The following is a 15,294-nucleotide window of genomic DNA, read 5'->3' on the forward strand; positions in this document are numbered from 1 at the left end:
ACTTCGCACGGCACGGCCCTTGCAGACTTCCTGAAACGACTGTGCGATTGCATGGTAAATGGAGGGTTAATGTGGCCCAGATGGAACTCTTGCTGTTCGCTTTTGTCGTCGGCTTGACGGTTTGCGGTCTGGCGGGCTCGACAATGGAGCTGGTATCGGGTCGCAAGGTCGCCTTCACCGAACCCTATGTGTCGCCCGCCCATGTGCTGCGCTCGCTGGCTGTGACCGCGGGCGCCGGGCCGTTCATGCTGGTCAACGATGCCCTTGACGCCAGGCGCGCGAACCGCATCTCGACAGTGGCGCTCCTGTCATGCGGCTGCACCGCTATTGCCTGGTCGTTGGCGCTGGGCATCGTCGTACTGGCCATTGCTTCCTGGGCCGTCGGTCTCCTAGGGTTTCCAGCCTGAGGCGATTCGGAGACCGACAATGCCGCTTTATGCGATCGATGCAACGGAGCCGAGCTTCGCCGACGCGGACTCGAACTGGATCGCGCCCGATGCGACGCTGATCGGCGACATCAGGATCGGCCGCAATGCCGGCTTCTGGTTCGGCGCCGTCATCAGGGGTGACAACGAGCCCATCGTCATCGGCGCCGACACCAATGTGCAGGAACATACCGTCATGCACACCGATCCCGGCTTTCCGCTGACCGTCGGCGAGGGCTGTACGATCGGCCATCGCGCCATGCTGCATGGCTGCACGATTGGTGACAACAGCCTGATCGGCATGGGCGCCATCGTGCTCAACGGCGCCAGGATCGGCAAGAATTCACTCGTCGGCGCCGGCGCTCTGGTCACCGAAGGCAAGGAATTTCCAGACAATTCGCTGATCGTCGGTTCGCCGGCCAAGGCGATCAGGGTGCTGGACGACGCGGCGGTCGAGCGGCTGCGGGCCTCGGCCGCGCACTATGTCGCCAACGCCAGGCGCTTCAAGGCGGGGCTGAAGAAGGTCTGAGGTCTCGGCCGGGCATGCCGTCGGCCACCGGCGCCTATCAATCCCGGTTGCCGGTTGCGCGCTCCGCAAGGGCTGCCCGCAACAGCGACGCGCCCACCTCGAACCCTGCAATGTCTGCTTCTTCCAGCGCTGTCGTGCAGTGGTCGATGCGAGTCCTCAAAGAGGGATCCGCGCCGGCGGCAAGAAGCAGGCGGATCGCCTCGGCGTCTCGCATGGCCACGGCGTAATGGAGCGGCGTCCAGTCGTTGACACCTCGCATGTCCGCACCGGCGCCGTGATCGATGAGGATGCGGATGATGTCGAGCTTGTCCGCGCGCTCGGTGGACAGCGCCGCGATGATCGATGGAAATCCGGCATGATCGTCGTAGTTTGGGCTCGACCCGGCGTCGAGCAGCGCCGCGACGAAGGCAAGCGGGCTCCAGTAGATCGCGTATTCGAGCGGATGGCCAAGGCCGAGCTCAAACGGCATACGCTCGTCAAACCAGCGGGGCGAACGGCCCAGGGCGGTGCCGAGGGCCTCGAAGTCGCCAGCCTTGAAGGCATCGTCTATCGCCTTGAACAGACGATGGCGTTCGCATCGATCTTCCGGAATTTCCTGCATGGCTGCGGTCCAGAAGGCGGAGTTGCCGACTGATAATATCTCGATCTTCCGCCTGTGGAATTTATATCACAATGTACTGATGTCTTCCCAGAAATGGCGGAGCCGGCCCGGGGACGGGGCCGGCTCCTTTGACCCGGTCGTTGGGGACGGGGAGGGTGGGGACTCGACCGGGTTTCTCGTTAGGCGCGTCGTGCAACGCGCCTGATCTCATTGGCGTCCTCAGCGGACGCTGGCGACCGCATCGGAACGGCCGTCGTTGATCGTCACCCAAACGCCGGAATTCTCCGTCGATTGACGCTTGAGATAGGTGTAGTCGGTATCCGTCCAGGACAGCACCTTGGTCTCAAGATTGTCGAGGATGAACTCGCCGAGGCTGGTGCGCACGGTCAGCACCGCGTGGCCGTCGCCATTCGGCTGGCGCGCAACCGTCATCAAGAGGTCACCGGCCGGCACGCCCGCATCCATCAACTCGCGGCGCTTTTCCAGCGCGTAGTCCTCGCAATCGCCATAGCCATTGTCCGGGTAGGCCCAGTATTCCTCGGCACCGTAGTTTTCCATGTCGGTGCGCGGCTTGATGCGGGTGTTGACCGAATTGTTGATGCTGACGATCGTCGCCCAGAGCTTGCGGCTCAGGTCGACAGGCGCCCCCTTGGCGGTCTTCTCGTTGCATTCGCTGGGGATGCGTTGGCAGAATTCATAGTGGCCAACAGGCTGCGTCGTGCGTCCGCCGGTATGCATATAGGCCGGTCCCGCGGCATATGCTGATCCCCAGGCGGAAAGCTGCATCGCCATTGCCATCAGCAACAGCTTGCCCCTCGTTTTTTTCATTGTTCAGTCTCCCCGTTCGAAGGAGACAGTGCCACATCTGGATTTATTCGACGCAAAGGCTCGGAGTAGATTTTAAGTAAAACGCCTATAGAATAAACATAAAATTTGAATCATTTTAGTATTGAATTGGTCGGATTGCTGCGCTGGTTTTTCGGCAAATTCGGCCTCGCGCGGACCATTTCCGACTATGGCGATCTGCCATCCAGGACCTATCGATCGCCGCACCCGAAATCGAAAAAGCCGGCCGCGAGGCCGGCTTGACGGGCATGCTTTGCGACCCGATTAGGCGCGCGGCGTGTTGAATTCGGAATCGAGCGTTTCGGGGCGCTGGATGACGGCAAATTCGATGGCGACGCCATCTTCGAAATGCCGGACGATCTGACCCCGCATCGTGCCGAGCATGACCTGGACGCCGATCGCCGGTTTCACGTCGATCTCGATCGCGGCGCCCGACAGCGACAGATCGATGATCCGGCATTGATACTGACGGCCGTCGGTGAGCTGCAGCACGCTCGTCGGGTTGCGGGGCGAGACGCGCTCGTGGCGGCGGTCTTCCGGCAGGTCGAGTTCGTGCTTGTTGGCAAGCCATGTCAACTGCGCGGCGAGTTTGTCCTTCTTGCGGTCGGACGCGATCACCGTCATTGCGAAGCCATCCGGCAGCGTGCGTGTCAGCACACCCTCGATGCGGCCGATATGGTCGATATAGGCGATGACTTTCTCGCCGGGCATGCCGATGCGGTCGGTGCGAAGCGCCACGTTGCCGGGCGACATGTCCACCACCTGGCATGGGTGCTCGGTGCGGTCCTCCAGCATGAAACGTCCGTAGATTTTGACCCGGACGCGCTGAAAGTTACGCCTTTCAGCTTGGGACGGCGCGTAGTCGACCGCCGCTGACCTCATGACTGCCTACACCCCGTTTGGCATTCCCGCGCGTGGATGCGAGGAACTTCAGCAGAGAACTACAACAAATCGGGTTAACAAAGGGGAAAAACGAGCCTGCAAGACCATGCGATCGTCAACTATTCGTCCCGCCCGCCATCGAAAACGACGAGATGGCGGATGCGGCGGGCACGGCCGAGCGCGGAGATCGTTTCGGGCGCCTCGATCTCGTCGGGAACGAGCGAGGGAACGTTGATCGCCGGACGGCTGTTCAGCAGTTCCTTCTCCGGGTCGATGACGCGGATGGAATCGATCAAGGCGTCGGTGATCGGATCCGCGCCCAGCCAGAACGGCTTCTCCACGGCGCTGATCACGCCGAGGCAGCGTGGATTTTCGATGCCGCCGTCGAGCGGCAAGGCGAGCAATTCGAACTTGTTGGAGCGGCCGTTGCGGCTGAAGCCCTCGAAAATGATCAGCACGACCGATTTCTGCTCGAAAACCCCGTGAATGAGCCGCGAAACCAGCCTCTGGTCCTTCTCCCGCCACAGCGACGGGAAGGAGAATCCCTTGAGTTCGCGGCCGTAGGAGGCGCAGAGCCTGGTGCCGGCCAGGCGAAATACAGGCTGCCCACGCGTGTCCTTTTCGAGGATGAACGTATCGGCCAACAGCGACTTGATATCGGCCGGCTCGACTTCCGATCGCTTCGGAGCGGGGCGTCCGTCACGCAGGCGGTTCCAATAGTGGAACAGCGTGATCGATCCGTTTTGGTTCATACTACAAAGCTCCGCGCATTCTGTCGTCTGATGTCCCATCGGTGAACAGAAGGGCGCCCTCCGATGACCTACATGCGTTGGGGAGCAGGAAGCGTGCCAGCGTCGTTAACACTTGTTCACGGGTCGGGGCCGTTAAGGTTAACAACTGGTTTACGTTGCGCCCGGGGCCGCCGCGTGGCACACCAAAACCACTCCAGAAGCGGTCGTTTCGCGACGATCGGCAGCACTTCAGTCAAGAGTTTTAGGGGAGCAGGGGCTCGACCGGCCGTTCAGGGGAAACCTTGGACGGCTTCTTTTTTGATTCGCCCCTTTGATTCGGAGCGGGACGATTCGCCGTTTGCGGTTCCATCGGCGGTGATCTAGATGCTCGCCAGACCGAACCAGCCCAGACCGAACCAGCCCAGTCGAACCAGCCCCGTCGAACCAGCATCGAGTGCGATTGCAGATGAGCGAACAGCAAAATCCGTCCGAGCCCGAACCGGCCGAGACCATGCCGCCACCGGTGCGTGAGCCGGTGTTCAATCTGCCGCCGATCGTGCTGGCGGTGATCGGCATCTGCGCGGTCGTCTACCTGCTGCAGCAATATGCGCTGAACGACGCCCAGCAGATGACGCTGCTCTATGACGGAGCTTTCATTCCGGTCCTCTATACCGGCCGGTACGGGTTCGACTGGTTTCTCTTCACGCGGCCTTTCACCTATGCCTTCATGCATGGCGGCTTTGCCCATATCGCCATCAACATGGTCTGGCTTGCCGCCTTCGGTTCGCCGCTGGCCAATCGGCTCGGCGCGCTTCGGTTCGCGTTGTTCTTTGCCGCCACCGGGTTGGCTTCGGTGGCGCTCTTCTGGGCGATGCATCCGTACGGAGAAGCGCCGCTGGTCGGCGCATCGGGCGCCATATCGGGCATGATGGGGGCTGCGGCGCGCTTTGGCTTCCGCACCGACCGCTCGGCCGGCAAGGCTGCTTTCGCCGGCCCGGTGCTGCCGGTCGGGGTCGTGCTGCGCTCGCGCGGCGTCGTCATCTTCCTGGCCATGTGGATGATCATCAATCTGGCCACCGGCCTTCTCGGCTTCGCGCCCGGCGTGGATGGCCAGGTCGCCTGGGAGGCCCATATCGGCGGCTTTGTCGCGGGCTTCTTCGGCCTGCGCTGGTTCGACGGGATATGGCAAGCGCCCGAATGGGAGACCTCCGACCGGGCTTGAAATGCAACCGATCACGGCGCACGATGTTCACTCTTATGTGAAAGCCGGTCAGGCAGGAACCGGTTGGCAAAGTAGAGGAGGACGCCATGACGGTTAAGGCCATTCTCGAGCAAAAAGGCCATGACGTGTTGACGCTCGGGCCGAACGAAAAACTGAGCGAAGCCATCCGCATCCTTGCCGAGCACAGGATCGGCGCGCTGGTCATCACCAATGGCGATCGCAAGATCGTCGGCATCCTTTCGGAGCGCGACATCGTGCGCGTGGTAGCCAGGGAAGGCGGTGCCGCCCTCGATATAGCAGTGCGCTCGGCGATGACGCCGAAGGTGAAGATCTGCAACGAAAACCACACCGTCAACGAGGTGATGGAGATCATGACCAGGGGCCGCTTCCGCCATCTCCCGGTGGAAAAGGACGGCCTGCTCGATGGCATCGTATCCATCGGCGACGTGGTCAAGCGCCGCATCGAGGACGTCGAGCGCGAGGCCGAGGAAATCCGGGCCTACATCGCTACCGCCTGAGCGGCCGGCAACTACCGGCCGGGTGCCGGCCGGCGGCACCAAGGCTACCTGTTGTCGAGTTCGGAGCGAACGAGTTCGAGCCCGCGCTTCGTGATGCGGTAGGGCCCGCCGCCGGACGACGAAACCGCCTTCTTGCGTTTCAATTTTCGAAACAGGTCGGGATCGACGCCGGGGTAATGCCAGCCGTCGCGGGTCAGGCATTTGACCGAGGCGATCCGTTTCTTGTCGTTCTTTTCGATTTCAATGCGTCCACCCTGCGCGAGCAGGTGCAGGATGCGCTGTTCAATGCGCGAAATATCCATGTGAAGAGTTCCCGGAAAACGAGAAATACCGCCGCCGCGAAGCTTCGCGGCACGGGGTTTCAGGTTTTCTGCCCTGCCTCGCTACGAGGTCAGGGCCTCACCGGGACTGAGCGTAAGTGGACATCCACTCTCCTAAGTGGACATCCACTCTCCATTGAGACGAACGGATACAGGCGAAAGCGGTCGAAGAGGCCAGCCCACGGCTTTGCGCCCACGGCTTTGCGCTTGTCTCTTTTGGCGGTTTGCACTAGCGAAGTTGCATTAATGCACTTCAGTCCGTAGGCCACAATGAGCATCATCGACACTCGCACCCCTGACGCAAAACGCCTGATATCCGGCGCCACCGGCGACTGGGAGATCATCATCGGTCTCGAGGTGCACGCACAGGTCATCTCGGAAGCAAAGCTGTTCTCCGGCGCTTCGACCGCTTTCGGTGCCGCGCCCAATGCCAATGTCAGCCTTGTCGATGCGGCAATGCCAGGCATGCTGCCCGTCATCAACGAGGAATGCGTCAAGCAGGCGATCCGCACCGGCCTGGGGTTGAAGGCGCAGATCAACCACAAGTCGGTCTTCGACCGGAAGAATTATTTCTATCCGGACCTGCCGCAGGGCTACCAGATCTCGCAGTTCAAGCAGCCGATCGTCGGCGAGGGCACGGTCATCGTCTCGGTCGGCCCCGACCGCCAGGGCGAGTTCGAGGACATCGAGGTTGGCATCGAGCGCCTGCACCTGGAGCAGGATGCCGGCAAGTCGATCCACGACCAGCACCCGACCATGTCTTATGTCGACCTCAACCGCTCCGGCGTGGCGCTGATGGAGATCGTGTCGAAACCCGACATGCGCTCCGGCGATGAGGCCAAGGCCTATGTGACCAAGCTGCGGACCATCATGCGCTATCTCGGCACCTGCGACGGCAACATGGACGAAGGCTCGTTGCGCGCCGACGTCAATGTCTCGGTACGCCGGCCAGGTGGCGAATTCGGCACGCGCTGCGAAATCAAGAACATGAACTCGATCCGCTTCATCGGCCAGGCCATCGACTACGAGGCGCGCCGGCAGATCGCCATCATCGAGGACGGCGGCAGGATCGACCAGGAAACGCGGCTGTTCGACGCCGTCAAGGGCGAGACGCGCTCGATGCGCTCCAAGGAAGAGGCGCACGACTATCGCTACTTCCCCGATCCCGACCTTCTGCCGCTGGAATTCGACCAGGCCTATGTCGATAGGCTGGCCAAGGAATTGCCGGAACTGCCCGATGACAAGAAGCTGCGGCTGATCTCCTCGCTCGGCCTCTCGACCTACGACGCCGCGATCCTGGTGTCGGAAAAGCCGATCGCCGATTATTTCGAGAAGGTGGCGGCCGGTCGCGACGGCAAGCTCGCCGCCAACTGGGTCATCAACGATCTGCTGGGTGCTCTCAACAAGGCCGGCAAGGACATTGAATCCGCTCCGGTTTCGCCAGACCAGCTTGGCGCTGTCATCGATCTGATCAAGGAAGGCACCATCTCCGGCAAGATCGCCAAGGACCTGTTCGAGATCGTCTGGAACGAGGGTGGGGATCCGCGCCAGCTGGTCGAAAGCCGTGGCATGAAGCAGGTCACCGATACCGGGGCCATCGAGAAGGCGGTCGACGAGGTGATCGCGGCCAATCCCGACAAGGTCGAGCAGGCTCGCGCCAAGCCCACCATGGCCGGCTGGTTCGTCGGCCAGGTGATGAAGGCGACTGGCGGCAAGGCCAATCCGCAGGCCGTCAACGACCTCGTCAAGGGCAAGCTCGGTATCGAGTAAAAGCATGTTCGTTCGCACCGCCGGGGATCGCGACCTCGCAGCCGTCCGGGCGTTGCTCGTCGAGACCTGGCATGCGACGTATGACGCCATCTATGGCGCTGAGCGGGTCACCGAAATCACCAATGAATGGCACTCCATCGCCTCGTTGAAGGCCAGGCTGGCAAAGCCGAACAGCGAGTTCCTCGTTGCCGATGACGGCAAGCGCATTGGCGGCATGGCGTTTGCCGAAGCCGTCGATGGCGGCGGCGTGGTCATGCTCAGGCAGATCTACGTGCTTCCCTCGCTGCAGGGCCGCGGTATCGGCGGCATGCTCCTCGACGAGATCATCGAGAGTTTTCCGGAAGCTCACCGCATTCGGCTCGAAGTGGAAGAGAAGAACACCCGCGCCGTTGCCTTTTATCAGGCCAACGGCTTCGTCCAGATCGGCCGCACCGAGAATTGCGGCTCCGCCAGCTCTGCCATCCCGGCGCTGATCTATGAACGGGTACTTGCCGCCTGAGCACCGTGGCGGCGTGATCACCTTCGCGCGAGCGCGCGTCGCGGGATCTGTTTTCGTTTGACGGCCCTGGTGTCCGGCACCAAAGCTGCCTAGGCCGACCCGTGTGAAGCCGGAATAAACCGACACAAGGATGGCTTTGGGGGGAACCATGCCAAGTCTGCCGGAACTGATGCCGACCGAGGTGTCGGATGAAACCTTTGGTGGCGTCACCTATCACATAGCGGGCGAACTGGTGCCCGTGCTTTCCGTCGATGTGACGCGGATGCCTGTCTATTTCGAGCACCACATCCTGCTGTGGAAGAATTCCACAATCACCATCGGCCTGAAATCGCTGAAGGGCGCGCTGAAGCGCATGATGGCCGGCATGCAGATCTTCGTCACCGAGGCGTCGGGGGCGGGCATCATCGCCTTCAGCCGTGATGGGCCGGGTCACATCGTGCCGATTCACCTGCGGCGAGGCGAGGAGATCCAGGTCCGCGAGCACCAGTTTCTAGCCGCCACCAGCAATGTCGACTACACGTTCGAGCGTGTACGCGGCCTGGCGACGATGCTGTTCGGCCAGAGCGGCTTCTTCATCGACCGGTTTCGCGGCGATACCGGTGACGGCATCGTCTGGCTGCACGGCTATGGCAACGTTTTTGAAAAGACGCTCGCTCCGGGCGAGATCATAGACATCGAGCCCGGCGGCTGGCTGTTCAAGGATGCCTCGGTCAGGATGGAGACCAAGATCGACCGGCTGTCGAGCGGCTTCTTCGGTGCCAACTTGAATTTCATCGTCAACCGCTTCACCGGGCCGGGCAGGGTCGGCATCCAGTCGATGTACCTGCATATGCCGACCGAGGAATAGGCTGGGAGCCAGAAGCCAGACGGATGAAAGCCTGGCCAGCGCGAACGCGGCGGTGACTTATCAGCGGATAGGCTCCCCGTGCCATGGCATCGGCAGGGCGAGCCTTCGACCTTGATTGAGAATGCCAACGCCGATCAGGCGGCGGGAACTTCCACATTGTCGATCAGCCTGGTTTTTCCCAGCCAGGCGGCGGCGAGAACGCGGCCCGCGCGGTCGCGCCGCCATGGCGTGAGTGTCAGGCTTTCGCGGGCCTCGACATAATCCACCTTCTGGAAGCCGGTCGCGACCAAGACGCGGCTTGCTTCGGCGATCGTTTCCTCCTGTCCTGCGCCCGCCGCCAGCGCGGCAGCTGCCTTGCGCAGAATGACGTTGAATTGGCGAGCGATCTGGAGGTCGGCTTCATCGAGATAGGCGTTGCGTGACGACATGGCGAGGCCATGCGCGTCGCGTATGGTCGGCGCGCCGATGATCTCGACGGGCAGGTCGAGGTCGCGGCAAAGCTGCCTGACGACGCAAAGCTGCTGGTAATCCTTTTCGCCAAAGATGGCGAAGTCGGGTGCGGCCTGCAGGAGAAGCTTGGCCACCACTGTGGCGACGCCGTCGAAAAAGGTGGGGCGAAAGTCCGTTTCGAGCCCGGCTGACGGGCCGCCTACCGAGATCTTCGTGGCAAAGCCTGCGCGATACATCTCGCTGACACCGGGCGTGAAGGCAAGGTCGGCTTTGGCCGCGGCCAGCATGTCGAGGTCGCGGGCCAACTGGCGCGGGTACTTGTCGAGATCCTCGGTCGGTGCGAACTGCGTCGGGTTGACGAAGATCGACACCACGCAACGATCAGCCCTTTCGAGGGCGATCTTGACCAGCGAAAGATGCCCGTCATGCAAGGCGCCCATGGTCGGCACCATGGCGATGCGTTGTCCGTCGCGTCGCCAGTCGCGGATTCGCGCGCGAAGCGCGGCAACGCTATCGACGACGTGGGGCCGGCTCACGCGTCATCCCCGCCGTTGGTTTTTGAAAAGACGTGGGCGGGCCCGGGGAAAACGCGATCCCGCACCTCCGATGCGTAGCGCTCCGCGGCATGCGTGATCACGCTGCGCAGGTCGGCGTATTGCTTGACGAATTTCGGCACGCGGTCGACCGTCAGCCCGACCATGTCGTCGACGACCAGGATCTGGCCGTCGCAATCGTCGCTGGCGCCGATGCCGATGGTTGGAATGGCTATGCGGCGGGTGATGTCGGCGGCGACCGTCTCGATCGTGCCTTCGATGACCACCGAGAACGCGCCGGCCTTCTCGACCGCCAGCGCGTCGGCGATCAGGGCGGCTACAGTCTCGTCCGTGCGGCCCTTGATCTTGTAGCCGCCATCCTTTTTCACCGATTGAGGCTGCAGGCCGATATGGCCCATGACCGGGATATCGGCGGCCACGATCGCGGCAATCTGACGAGCCATGTCGACGCCGCCTTCGAGCTTCACCGCCTGGCAGCCGGTCTCGCCGACGATGCGCCGTGCCGAGGCCAGGGCTTGCACGGCGGACCCCTCATAGCTGCCGGCCGGCATGTCGACGACCACGCAGGCCCGGGCCGAGCCCCTCATCACGGCTTGGCCGTGCGCGATCATCATCTCCAGCGAGGCGCCCAGCGTCGTCTCGTGGCCATGCACGACCATGGCGACGCTGTCGCCGACCAGGAGCAGGTCGACATGGGGATCGAGCAGGCGGGCGATCGGATAGGTGTAGGCGGTGAGGCAGACGATCGGTGTGCCGCCCTTGCGGCGGCGAATCAGGTCGGCGCCGACGCGAATATCGGTGGTCGGCAATTGCGTGGCCAATCGTCGCCTCCTTCGGCCCCAGCGGGACAGGATTTTCGCATGGGCGCGCAGAGCTTTAGAAAGAGCGGCAAGGCTTGGCAAGCGCGCATCCGGTCACCCCCGGGGGATCACAGGCTGGTGTCGGGTCCCTGGCGCGCCATTTGCGCGCTCCTCGTGGCAAAACCCTTGCCTTCCCGAAGGCCTGACGCCATAAGCAGGAAACGGGCGCCGCCAGCGCGAGGGTTCTGAGATGAAGACTTTCCTGACGCAGTTTTTCACCTGGTGGAACAGCCAGACGCTGGGAACGCGCCTGCACACATGGCGCTACGGCAAGAGGGTCGGCCAGGACGAGGCCGGCAATGTCTATTACGAAGGCGGTATCGATTCGGAAGGCCGCACGCGTCGCTGGGTCATCTACCGCAACTATTCGGAAGCTTCGGCCATTCCGCCGGGCTGGCACGGCTGGATTCACCATCGTGTCGATATCGCTCCCCCCAGCGATGACTACCGGCCGCGCGACTGGCAAAAGCCGCATTTACCCAATCTGACCGGCACGCCATCGGCCTATCGTCCGAAGGGCTCGGTGCTGACCAATCAACACCGCCCGCAGGTCACCGGCGACTACGACGCCTGGACGCCGGGCTCGTAACGGCGCGAGTTGCAAAGGTAAGGTGCAGGCCGGTCCTTTATCGCCACAATTGGTGTTTAGCTGCTTGCTGATCAGAAAACGGCGACTAGCCTTGGCGATCGACGGAATCACCTGGGCGCGAACCACCGGTACCCCTGCATGAGCTTTTTCAACCCGATATCGACGGGCGGCCTGACGTTAGCAGCCAGCCTCGCCGTCAGCACCATCGCCTTTGCGGCTTCACCCGCGCCCGCCGCCCCGGCGCCGGCGGCGCCCGCGGGATCGGATCGCATCACCAACCCGGTCGCCGAGTTCGCCGGCATCGACAAGATCACCGGCCGCATCATCACCTTCGATGTCTATATCGACGAGACGGTGCAGTTCGGCGCCCTGCAGGTAACGCCGCGCGTCTGCTATTCCCGGCCGCAGAACGAACAGCCGAAAACCGATTCTTTCGTCGAGGTCGACGAGATCACGCTCGACCGCAAGATCCGCCGTATCTTCACCGGTTGGATGTTTGCGGAAAGTCCGGGGCTCAACGCCGTCGAACATGCCGTCTATGACGTCTGGCTGAAGGAATGCAAGCAGAAGTCGGATGTGCCGGCGCCCGATGCTGGCAAGAGTGGCTCGACCAAGGCCGATGGGGCGAAAGCCGACGCGTCGAAGCCAGACGCGACCAAGCCAAAGCCCCCGGTCGCTCCCGACGCGGCACAGCCCGACGACGCCGTGGAACCGGCTACGACGGACACCAACTGATCTCTTGGAACCGCCATGGCTGGCGCGCGTTGGACCACCACCACGCGCGTTGAGGATACGCCAATGTCGGACAGCAAGCGGATCATGGCCAACAAGGCCGAGTTGCTGGAGCTCGAAAAGGGGTTCTGGACGGGCGACACTGCCTACTATGCTGCCAATGTCGACACCGAATGCCTTGTGGCGTTTCCACAGATGGCACAGGCCATGGACAATGCCGATCTGGCCAAGACCGCAGCCAAACCCAACCGCTGGCGCGACCTCGACATCGAACTCAAGGGAATAATCGAACCCGGCAGCGATATCGTCATGCTGACCTATGAAGCGCATGCGACGCGCGAAAATGGCGAGCCCTATGCGGCGCTGGTCAGCACCGGCTACGTCCATCGCGTCAATGGCTGGAAGATGATGTTCCATGCGCAGACGCCGATCGAGGCGTCGCCCAAGTAGGGCCTGATCCTACGGAAAAAAGACCGCTTCGCCTTTTAGCGCGTCTGCCAGCATCTTTTCGTATTTGCCGCGCGGCACGTCGACCGCGCCGAAACGCTTGAGGTGCTCTGTCGTGAACTGCGTATCGAGCAGCGCGAAGCCGCGTGCCTTCAGGCGCTCGACGAGATGCACTAGGCAGGTCTTCGACGCGTCCGTCTCTTTGGAAAACATGCTTTCGCCGAAGAACACCCGCCCGAGCGAGACGCCATAGAGGCCGCCGACCATACGCCCCTCGCGCCAGGCCTCGACCGAGTGGCAATGACCCATGCGGTGCAGTTGCACATAGGCTTCGCGGATCGGCGCATTGATCCAGGTAGAGCGGCGCTCCTCACGCTTTTCGGCGCAGCCATCGATCGTCGCCTCGAAATCGAAATCGAAACGGATTTCGAACAGGTGCCTGCGGATCGTCTTCTTCAGGCTTTTGGGGGTGTGAAAATCATCGAGCGGGATGATGCCGCGCGTCTCCGGCCGCACCCAGAAGACTTCTGGGTCACCAGCACTTTCGGCCATGGGGAAGACGCCCGAGGCGTATGCCTTGAGCAGAAGGTCGGTTGGGATGCGATAGCCTGGCGCGTAGGGACGGGTCATCGCGTCATTATAGCGGCAAGTTGAGGCTATTCGCCCTTGGCCAGATATTTTTCCAGCCAGTGGATGTCGTAGTCGCCATTGGCGATGTCGGCATTGCCGACGAGATCGCGAAACAGTGGCAACGTCGTCTTGATCCCGTCGACGACGAATTCGTCGAGTGCCCGCCGCAGCCGCATCATGCATTCGACGCGGTTGCGGCCATGCACGATCAGCTTGCCGATCAGGCTGTCATAGTAGGGTGGGATCTTGTAGCCCGAATAGACGCCGGAATCGACGCGGATGCCGAGGCCGCCCGGCGTGTGAAAATGCGTGATCGTGCCGGGCGAGGGGGTGAAAGTGCGGGGATCCTCGGCGTTGATACGGCATTCGATGGCGTGGCCGTTGAACTTGATGTCTTCCTGCTTGACCGAAAGGCCGCCGCCGGACGCGACGCGGATCTGCTCGTGGACCAGATCGATGCCGGTGATCGCTTCCGTCACCGGATGCTCGACCTGCAGGCGCGTGTTCATCTCGATGAAATAGAACTCGCCGTTCTCGTACAGGAACTCGATGGTGCCGGCGCCCGAATAGCCGAGATCGGCGATCGCCTTGGCGCAGATACCGCCGATGCGGGACCGCTCCTCGGCGTTGAGCGCCGGCGAATTGGCCTCTTCCCAGACTTTCTGGTGGCGCCGCTGCAGCGAGCAGTCGCGCTCGCCGAAATGCACGCCGCCGCCGAAGCCGTCGCCAAACACCTGCACCTCGATGTGGCGCGGTTTCTCCAGGTATTTCTCGATGTAGACCGCGTCGTCGCCGAAGGCCGCGCCCGCTTCCGAGCGTGCCGTCTGCAGTGCGATTTCGAGGTCTGCCTCCGTATGCGCTACTTTCATGCCGCGTCCGCCGCCGCCGGCCGACGCCTTGATGATGACGGGATAGCCAATCTCGGCGGCGATGCGCCTGGCTTCTTTTTCCTCGGTCACCGCACCGTCGGAACCGGGCACAACCGGAATGCCGAGGCGTTTTGCCGTGCGCTTGGCCTCGATCTTGTCGCCCATGATGCGGATGTGGTCGCCGGACGGGCCGATGAAGGTGATGTTGTGCGCCGCCAAAATGTCGGCGAACTTGGCGTTCTCCGACAGGAAGCCATAGCCCGGATGCACGGCGTCGGCGCCGGTGATCTCACAGGCCGCGACGATCTGGTGGATGTTGAGATAGCTGTCGCGCGACGGCGGCGGACCGATGCACACGCTTTCGTCGGCGAGCCTGACATGCATGGCGTCAGCGTCGGCGGTCGAATGCACCACCACCGTCTGGATGCCAAGCTCCTTGCAGGCGCGCAGCACCCGGAGCGCGATTTCGCCGCGATTGGCGATGAGGATCTTCTGGAACATCAGGTCCGCTCTACTCGATCACGACGAGCGGCATGCCGTATTCCACCGGCGTCGCGTCCTCGAACAGGATCGCCGTCACCGTGCCCGCGCGCGGCGAGGGGATCTGGTTCATCGTCTTCATCGCCTCGATGATCAGCAGCGTCTGGCCTTCCTTGATCTTCTGGCCGACCTCGATGAACGGCTTTGCGTCCGGCGACGGCGCCAGATAGGCGGTGCCGACCATGGGCGAGGTCACCGCGTTTTTCGACACGTCGACCGCCGCCGGGGCGGCCGCGGGCTGGGTTGCCGTTGGTGCATAGGTGGGCTGCGGGGCCGCAATCGCGTGAACGGCGGGCGCCTGCCGCGACACCCGTACCTTCAGGTCGCCGAGTTCCACCTCGATCTCTGTCAGGTTGGTGTCGTTCAGTATGCCCGCCAGATCGCGGATCAGTTGCTGGTCAACACCGGTCTTCTTTATCGACATTTTCGAGCC

Annotated in this window: 20 protein-coding genes; 10 read left to right on the forward strand and 10 right to left on the reverse strand. The window is 62.5% G+C overall.

Annotation, left to right across the window (positions count from 1 at the left end; genetic code table 11):
* Nucleotides 1-71: 71 nt before the first annotated feature.
* Both FJ936_RS19035 and FJ936_RS19040 read left to right on the forward strand, forming a co-directional pair.
* A complete protein-coding gene (locus FJ936_RS19035) occupies nucleotides 72-407 on the forward strand; it encodes a hypothetical protein (protein WP_140616938.1) in 336 nt (111 codons plus the stop codon).
* A gap of 19 nt (nucleotides 408-426) precedes the next feature.
* Complete coding sequence (locus FJ936_RS19040) at nucleotides 427-954, forward strand: gamma carbonic anhydrase family protein (protein WP_140787445.1); 528 nt, start codon at nucleotides 427-429, stop codon at nucleotides 952-954.
* Nucleotides 955-991: 37 nt separating this feature from the next.
* On the opposite strand, the gene FJ936_RS19045 is transcribed toward FJ936_RS19040, so the two are convergent.
* The 4 genes from FJ936_RS19045 to FJ936_RS19060 form a co-directional block, all read right to left on the reverse strand.
* A complete protein-coding gene (locus tag FJ936_RS19045; RefSeq protein ID WP_140787442.1) occupies nucleotides 992-1,555 on the reverse strand; it encodes an ankyrin repeat domain-containing protein in 564 nt (187 codons plus the stop codon).
* Between the two features lie 219 nt (nucleotides 1,556-1,774).
* Nucleotides 1,775-2,383 carry a transglutaminase-like cysteine peptidase gene (locus FJ936_RS19050; protein ID WP_140717347.1) on the reverse strand — a complete coding sequence of 203 codons (609 nt, stop codon included), beginning with the start codon at nucleotides 2,381-2,383 and terminating at the stop codon, nucleotides 1,775-1,777.
* Between the two features lie 282 nt (nucleotides 2,384-2,665).
* Entirely contained in the window at nucleotides 2,666-3,283 is a 618-nt protein-coding gene (locus FJ936_RS19055) for a PilZ domain-containing protein (RefSeq protein WP_015318053.1), read from the reverse strand.
* Between the two features lie 119 nt (nucleotides 3,284-3,402).
* On the reverse strand, nucleotides 3,403-4,035 hold the full coding sequence (locus tag FJ936_RS19060; protein WP_015318052.1) for a PAS domain-containing protein: 633 nt from the start codon (nucleotides 4,033-4,035) through the stop codon (nucleotides 3,403-3,405).
* Between the two features lie 445 nt (nucleotides 4,036-4,480).
* Between FJ936_RS19060 and FJ936_RS19065 the strand changes: the two genes are divergently transcribed.
* Nucleotides 4,481-5,236 carry a rhomboid family intramembrane serine protease gene (locus tag FJ936_RS19065; protein WP_140665519.1) on the forward strand — a complete coding sequence of 252 codons (756 nt, stop codon included), beginning with the start codon at nucleotides 4,481-4,483 and terminating at the stop codon, nucleotides 5,234-5,236.
* Nucleotides 5,237-5,322: 86 nt separating this feature from the next.
* Entirely contained in the window at nucleotides 5,323-5,754 is a 432-nt protein-coding gene (locus tag FJ936_RS19070; protein WP_015318050.1) for a CBS domain-containing protein, read from the forward strand.
* 44 nt (nucleotides 5,755-5,798) lie between these two features.
* Here FJ936_RS19070 and FJ936_RS19075 read toward each other — a convergent pair whose 3' ends face one another.
* A complete protein-coding gene (locus FJ936_RS19075; protein WP_015318049.1) occupies nucleotides 5,799-6,056 on the reverse strand; it encodes a YjhX family toxin in 258 nt (85 codons plus the stop codon).
* A gap of 288 nt (nucleotides 6,057-6,344) precedes the next feature.
* Between FJ936_RS19075 and gatB the strand changes: the two genes are divergently transcribed.
* The 3 genes from gatB (at nucleotide 6,345) to FJ936_RS19090 (ending at nucleotide 9,190) form a co-directional block, all read left to right on the forward strand.
* Nucleotides 6,345-7,844, forward strand: a complete 1,500-nt coding sequence (gatB, locus tag FJ936_RS19080; protein WP_140792528.1) for an Asp-tRNA(Asn)/Glu-tRNA(Gln) amidotransferase subunit GatB — start codon at nucleotides 6,345-6,347, stop codon at nucleotides 7,842-7,844.
* Between the two features lie 4 nt (nucleotides 7,845-7,848).
* Nucleotides 7,849-8,343 (forward strand): GNAT family N-acetyltransferase, encoded by a 495-nt coding sequence (locus FJ936_RS19085; RefSeq protein ID WP_140792530.1) that lies wholly within the window; start codon nucleotides 7,849-7,851, stop codon nucleotides 8,341-8,343.
* 148 nt (nucleotides 8,344-8,491) lie between these two features.
* Nucleotides 8,492-9,190 (forward strand): AIM24 family protein, encoded by a 699-nt coding sequence (locus tag FJ936_RS19090; protein WP_015318046.1) that lies wholly within the window; start codon nucleotides 8,492-8,494, stop codon nucleotides 9,188-9,190.
* Between the two features lie 134 nt (nucleotides 9,191-9,324).
* Here the strand turns inward: FJ936_RS19090 and panC are convergent, their stop codons facing one another.
* Both panC and panB read right to left on the reverse strand, forming a co-directional pair.
* Entirely contained in the window at nucleotides 9,325-10,176 is an 852-nt protein-coding gene (gene panC / locus FJ936_RS19095; RefSeq protein WP_140792531.1) for a pantoate--beta-alanine ligase, read from the reverse strand.
* Nucleotides 10,173-11,015: a 3-methyl-2-oxobutanoate hydroxymethyltransferase gene (gene panB / locus FJ936_RS19100; RefSeq protein WP_015318044.1), complete on the reverse strand. Its 843-nt coding sequence runs from the start codon at nucleotides 11,013-11,015 to the stop codon at nucleotides 10,173-10,175. The genes panC and panB overlap by 4 nt, the downstream gene beginning before the upstream one ends.
* 229 nt (nucleotides 11,016-11,244) lie before the next feature.
* On the opposite strand from panB, the gene FJ936_RS19105 reads away from it, so the two are divergent.
* The 3 genes from FJ936_RS19105 to FJ936_RS19115 all read left to right on the forward strand — a co-directional run bounded on the left by FJ936_RS19105 (nucleotide 11,245) and on the right by FJ936_RS19115 (nucleotide 12,825).
* Entirely contained in the window at nucleotides 11,245-11,643 is a 399-nt protein-coding gene (locus FJ936_RS19105; protein ID WP_015318043.1) for an NADH:ubiquinone oxidoreductase subunit NDUFA12, read from the forward strand.
* Nucleotides 11,644-11,781: 138 nt separating this feature from the next.
* A complete protein-coding gene (locus FJ936_RS19110) occupies nucleotides 11,782-12,378 on the forward strand; it encodes a DUF2155 domain-containing protein (protein ID WP_140792533.1) in 597 nt (198 codons plus the stop codon).
* Nucleotides 12,379-12,441: 63 nt separating this feature from the next.
* Nucleotides 12,442-12,825, forward strand: a complete 384-nt coding sequence (locus tag FJ936_RS19115) for a hypothetical protein (RefSeq protein WP_140616926.1) — start codon at nucleotides 12,442-12,444, stop codon at nucleotides 12,823-12,825.
* Between the two features lie 9 nt (nucleotides 12,826-12,834).
* Here the strand turns inward: FJ936_RS19115 and aat are convergent, their stop codons facing one another.
* Genes aat through accB form a run of 3 tightly spaced genes read right to left on the reverse strand, consistent with a single transcriptional unit; the run spans nucleotide 12,835 to nucleotide 15,285 of the window.
* Nucleotides 12,835-13,452, reverse strand: coding sequence for a leucyl/phenylalanyl-tRNA--protein transferase (aat, locus tag FJ936_RS19120; RefSeq protein WP_140616925.1), 618 nt, complete (start codon nucleotides 13,450-13,452; stop codon nucleotides 12,835-12,837).
* Between the two features lie 26 nt (nucleotides 13,453-13,478).
* On the reverse strand, nucleotides 13,479-14,822 hold the full coding sequence (gene accC / locus FJ936_RS19125) for an acetyl-CoA carboxylase biotin carboxylase subunit (protein ID WP_015318039.1): 1,344 nt from the start codon (nucleotides 14,820-14,822) through the stop codon (nucleotides 13,479-13,481).
* A 10-nt stretch (nucleotides 14,823-14,832) separates the two neighbouring features.
* Nucleotides 14,833-15,285: an acetyl-CoA carboxylase biotin carboxyl carrier protein gene (gene accB / locus FJ936_RS19130; RefSeq protein ID WP_015318038.1), complete on the reverse strand. Its 453-nt coding sequence runs from the start codon at nucleotides 15,283-15,285 to the stop codon at nucleotides 14,833-14,835.
* Nucleotides 15,286-15,294 lie beyond the last annotated feature (9 nt).

The organism is Mesorhizobium sp. B2-4-13 (genome assembly GCF_006658535.1).
Classification (GTDB): domain Bacteria; phylum Pseudomonadota; class Alphaproteobacteria; order Rhizobiales; family Rhizobiaceae; genus Mesorhizobium; species Mesorhizobium australicum.

What these genes read in the sequence shown, in the direction of transcription:
- FJ936_RS19040 (WP_140787445.1), top strand. Translation starts at nt 427, where the DNA reads ATGCCGCTTTATGCGATCGATGCAACGGAGCCGAGCTTCGCCGACGCG.
- FJ936_RS19045 (WP_140787442.1), bottom strand. Translation starts at nt 1,555, where the DNA reads ATGCAGGAAATTCCGGAAGATCGATGCGAACGCCATCGTCTGTTCAAG.
- FJ936_RS19050 (WP_140717347.1), bottom strand. Translation starts at nt 2,383, where the DNA reads ATGAAAAAAACGAGGGGCAAGCTGTTGCTGATGGCAATGGCGATGCAG.
- FJ936_RS19055 (WP_015318053.1), bottom strand. Translation starts at nt 3,283, where the DNA reads ATGAGGTCAGCGGCGGTCGACTACGCGCCGTCCCAAGCTGAAAGGCGT.
- FJ936_RS19060 (WP_015318052.1), bottom strand. Translation starts at nt 4,035, where the DNA reads ATGAACCAAAACGGATCGATCACGCTGTTCCACTATTGGAACCGCCTG.
- FJ936_RS19065 (WP_140665519.1), top strand. Translation starts at nt 4,481, where the DNA reads ATGAGCGAACAGCAAAATCCGTCCGAGCCCGAACCGGCCGAGACCATG.
- FJ936_RS19070 (WP_015318050.1), top strand. Translation starts at nt 5,323, where the DNA reads ATGACGGTTAAGGCCATTCTCGAGCAAAAAGGCCATGACGTGTTGACG.
- FJ936_RS19075 (WP_015318049.1), bottom strand. Translation starts at nt 6,056, where the DNA reads ATGGATATTTCGCGCATTGAACAGCGCATCCTGCACCTGCTCGCGCAG.
- gatB (WP_140792528.1), top strand. Translation starts at nt 6,345, where the DNA reads ATGAGCATCATCGACACTCGCACCCCTGACGCAAAACGCCTGATATCC.
- FJ936_RS19085 (WP_140792530.1), top strand. Translation starts at nt 7,849, where the DNA reads ATGTTCGTTCGCACCGCCGGGGATCGCGACCTCGCAGCCGTCCGGGCG.
- FJ936_RS19090 (WP_015318046.1), top strand. Translation starts at nt 8,492, where the DNA reads ATGCCAAGTCTGCCGGAACTGATGCCGACCGAGGTGTCGGATGAAACC.
- FJ936_RS19105 (WP_015318043.1), top strand. Translation starts at nt 11,245, where the DNA reads ATGAAGACTTTCCTGACGCAGTTTTTCACCTGGTGGAACAGCCAGACG.
- FJ936_RS19110 (WP_140792533.1), top strand. Translation starts at nt 11,782, where the DNA reads ATGAGCTTTTTCAACCCGATATCGACGGGCGGCCTGACGTTAGCAGCC.
- FJ936_RS19115 (WP_140616926.1), top strand. Translation starts at nt 12,442, where the DNA reads ATGTCGGACAGCAAGCGGATCATGGCCAACAAGGCCGAGTTGCTGGAG.
- aat (WP_140616925.1), bottom strand. Translation starts at nt 13,452, where the DNA reads ATGACCCGTCCCTACGCGCCAGGCTATCGCATCCCAACCGACCTTCTG.
- accC (WP_015318039.1), bottom strand. Translation starts at nt 14,822, where the DNA reads ATGTTCCAGAAGATCCTCATCGCCAATCGCGGCGAAATCGCGCTCCGG.
- accB (WP_015318038.1), bottom strand. Translation starts at nt 15,285, where the DNA reads ATGTCGATAAAGAAGACCGGTGTTGACCAGCAACTGATCCGCGATCTG.